The organism is Polaromonas sp. (genome assembly GCF_018780625.1).
Classification (GTDB): Bacteria; Pseudomonadota; Gammaproteobacteria; order Burkholderiales; family Burkholderiaceae_C; genus Polaromonas.
In genome coordinates, this window is record NZ_JADMJK010000129.1 from 1 (window position 1) to 3,597 (window position 3,597).

The window sequence follows — 3,597 nt, forward strand, 5'->3', positions numbered from 1 at the left end:
GGTATTAACGGCTTCGGCCGCATTGGCCGCAACGTGTTGCGCGCCGCCATTCAGAACTTTTCAGACATCGAGATCGTTGCCATCAACGACTTGCTCGAGCCCGAGTACCTGGCCTACATGCTGCAGTACGACAGCGTGCACGGCCGCTTCAAAGGCGAAGTTTCGGTGGAAGGCAACACGCTCATCGTCAACGGCAAGCGCATTCGCCTGACGCAGGAACGCGACCCGCTCAATCTGAAGTGGAACGAAGTCGGCGCCGACGTGGTGCTGGAAGCCACCGGCCTGTTCCTGGACAAGGCCGCCGGTGAAAAGCACCTGGCCGCTGGCGCCAAAAAGGTCATCTTCTCGGCCCCGTCCAAGGACGACACCCCGATGTTTGTCTACGGCGTCAATGACAAGACCTACGCCGGCCAGGCCATCATCAGCAACGCCAGCTGCACCACCAACTGCCTGGCGCCCGTCGCCAAGGTGCTCAACGACAAATGGGGCATCAAGCGCGGCCTCATGACCACCGTGCACGCCGCCACCGCCACGCAGAAAACCGTCGACGGCCCTTCAAACAAGGACTGGCGCGGCGGCCGCGGCATTCTGGAAAACATCATTCCTTCCAGCACCGGCGCCGCCAAGGCCGTGGGCGTGGTGATTCCCGAGCTCAACAAAAAGCTCACCGGCATGTCCTTTCGCGTGCCAACGTCTGACGTGTCCGTGGTGGACCTGACCTGCGAGCTCAGCAGCGAAGCCACCATGGCCGAAATCTGCGCCGAGATGAAGGCACAAAGCGAAGGCGCCCTGAAAGGCGTGCTGGGCTACACCGAAGACAAGGTCGTCGCCACCGACTTCCGCGGCGACACCCGCACCTCGATCTTTGACGCCGAGGCCAGCATTGCGCTGGACAGCACTTTCGTGAAGATCGTCGCCTGGTACGACAACGAATGGGGTTATTCGAACAAGTGCCTGGAGATGGCGCGGGTCGTGTCGAAGTAATTCGCCGCCGGCTATTTTGAAAAGCGCCTTCGGGCGCTTTTTTCATGCCTTTTATCTATTCTTCTGACGGGTTTCGCGCCATTGCCGCCCGGAATTTGCTGCGCTGGCAGGCGCAGATTCGCCTCAGCCGCCGCGCCGCTTTGCCGCTGCCTGGGCAATCTCCGGCGGCAGGCGCTTGAGCAGCCAGCGGATCGCCAGCGGCACCAGCACCAGGTCGTCCACCACGCCGATCACCGGCAGCATGTCCGGAATCAGGTCGATGGGCGAGAACAGGTACAGCGCGATCAGCGCGGTGCCCAGCTTGAGCCAGCGCGGCGCCGCCGGGTGGCGCAGCGCAAACCACAGTTGCCGTGCGTCGCCGCGCAGCAAGGCCCATAGCAGGGTCAGGCGTTTGAACATGGCAGGCTTTCATTCAGGGTCGGTCCCGGGCGGGACCGTATCCAGCCCAGATGGCGCTGGACGGGGCTACTGCAAGCGACTTTCCCCAGGCTTTACATTGCGCTGCTCGCTGCTCGCTCCGCGCTCAGGCTCGTTCAAAGTCAATAAAGCTTTTTTCAGCGTCCACCGCCAGCAGCCTGACGCGGGCCGTATCGCCCACGTCCAGCCCCTCGAAGCCGCGCACCACCCGGCCTTCGAGCATGGGGCTGCTGATGCGCACGAAGGTGCCTTTGGCGGCGGCGCCGGTGACCAGGGCGTCGAAGACTTCGCCGATGCGCCCGTGCAGCAGCCAGGCGCCTGCGGCCTTGAGCACCTGGCGCTCGACCTTGCTGGCGTTGTCCTCCTGCAGCGTGCAGTGCTGGGCGATTTCGCTGAGCTGCCCGTCCGAATAGGGCGGCGCCTCGCCCGCAATGGCCGCCTTCAGCAGGCGCTGGGTCACCAGGTCGGGAAAGCGCCGGTTGGGCGCGGTGGAATGCGCGTAGTCGTTCACCGCCAGCCCGAAATGCCCCGTCCCGGTTGCATCAGCCGTTGCGGCGGGCGCGGCCGCGTATTCGCCCGATCCCAGCAGCTTCACCACCGCCAGCGACAGGTCGGCAAACCCGGCCGGGTCGGCCAGGCGGCGCGCGCTCAGGAAGCGGTCCAGCGCCAGCGGATCGGGCGTTGCCGGCAACTGCTCGCCATGGCTCGCCGCCAGCAGGGCGATGCGGTCCCAGCGGCGCGGCGCCTGTAAAAAGCGGCGCAGCGACGGGAAACCCTGGTCTGCTAGATACCGCGCAGTCGCGCCGTTGGCCGCGATCATCAGGTCGGCGATCAGATCCTTGGCGCGATTTTTGTAGTCGGGGCGTAGGTCCACCAGCAGACCGTCCTCAAACACCGGGCGCGCGGACACCGTGTTGACGTTCAGCGCGCCGCGCGTTTGCCGCCATTGCCGCAACGCGCCTGCTAATACGTCGTGCAGACGAAGCTGCGCCTCCAGCCCCGGCACGCTGGCGATCTGCGCCGGCGGGGGCCCCTGGCCGTCCAGCCACGCCGACACGCCGTCATAGGTCAGCTTGGCGCGGTTGAGCACGGTTGCCCGGTAGACGCTGGACGCGGACACCGTGCCGTCTGCCTCGACCTGCATGTCGACCACCACCGCCAGCCGCTCCTGGTCTTGGTGCAGCGAGGTCAGGTCGTTGGACAGCACCTCGGGCAGCATCGGGAACACGCCGGCCGCCGTGTAGACCGAGGTGGTGTTGGCAGCCGCATGGTCATCCACCGCGCCGCCAGGCGCCACCTTGGTGTCCACATCGGCCACCGCCACCAGCAGGCGCGCGGCGCCGGCAACCTGCAGCTCGGCCACGCTCAGCTGGTCCAGGTCGCGCGTGTCGTCGTTGTCAATGGAAAACCAGGTCAGATGGCGCAGGTCGCGGATGGCGCTGCTGCGCTCAGGGCCCGCCTGGCGCGCATCCTCGGCCTCTTGCAAGGCCTCTGGCGCAAAGGCGGGCAGCAGGCCCCGGGCGCGCATGGCTTCAACGGCGATGCGGTGGAGGTTGACGGGGTTAACGGCGGTGATGGGGGTGATGGGGTTCATGGGCGGCCTGTGGTTTAGTGGCTTGAATGTACCTGCTGGCTGCGTCTTGGGCTTGCGGCAAGGTTTGCTGCATTCTTCGATAAATGCTATAAATAAAATAGCTGCTTGCGCATTTCTGGTAAGCGCTATAGCCCTATTTGATCTGGATTTTTGTAACAGCTCAGCTATCTGCCATTGCGTCGTTCCCGCGAAGGCGGGAACCCGGCGACGGTGCTCATCGGCGTCGTTGATCCTCTGGATACCCGCCTTCGCGGGTAGGACGGTGAACTTTTTATAAAGCAGCTACAACTGCATAGTCAGTCGGTTGCATTTCAGACTTGAATCGGCCCTTGACTCCTTTGGATTTCCGGCCCGAATAGGGCATGTTCATCAAAAGCCGGACGCTGTTATGGCGTTCTTCAAGGTAAATACTGGATAGCTTGTTTTTACCTTGAAGTTTTCACGCTTCAAGGCAAAATTGAACAATCGGACTTTTACCTTGAAGAGAGCGCCCAGTGAACCCCTTCTATGAACTAAGCGAGCCGCAGAAACGGCAGCTCATTGATGCCGAAATGCTTTTTTCCGCGCTGGAGCAGGCGGAGGCTGATGCGATTCGCCACCGG

Annotated in this window: 3 protein-coding genes; 1 reads left to right on the forward strand and 2 read right to left on the reverse strand. The window is 63.4% G+C overall.

Annotation, left to right across the window (positions count from 1 at the left end; all coding sequences use genetic code 11):
- On the forward strand, positions 1–984 hold a 984-nt coding region (gene gap / locus IV091_RS11405), incomplete at its 5' end, for a type I glyceraldehyde-3-phosphate dehydrogenase (RefSeq protein WP_293468749.1).
- Between the two features lie 123 nt (positions 985–1,107).
- On the opposite strand, the gene IV091_RS11410 is transcribed toward gap, so the two are convergent.
- The gene (locus IV091_RS11410) at positions 1,108–1,383 is read right to left on the reverse strand and encodes a YkvA family protein (protein WP_293468751.1); all 276 of its coding nucleotides are present in this window, start codon (positions 1,381–1,383) and stop codon (positions 1,108–1,110) included.
- 124 nt (positions 1,384–1,507) lie between these two features.
- Positions 1,508–2,995 carry an RNB domain-containing ribonuclease gene (locus IV091_RS11415; protein ID WP_293468753.1) on the reverse strand — a complete coding sequence of 496 codons (1,488 nt, stop codon included), beginning with the start codon at positions 2,993–2,995 and terminating at the stop codon, positions 1,508–1,510.
- Positions 2,996–3,597 lie beyond the last annotated feature (602 nt).

What these genes read in the sequence shown, in the direction of transcription:
- IV091_RS11415 (WP_293468753.1), bottom strand. Translation starts at nt 2,995, where the DNA reads ATGAACCCCATCACCCCCATCACCGCCGTTAACCCCGTCAACCTCCAC.
- IV091_RS11410 (WP_293468751.1), bottom strand. Translation starts at nt 1,383, where the DNA reads ATGTTCAAACGCCTGACCCTGCTATGGGCCTTGCTGCGCGGCGACGCA.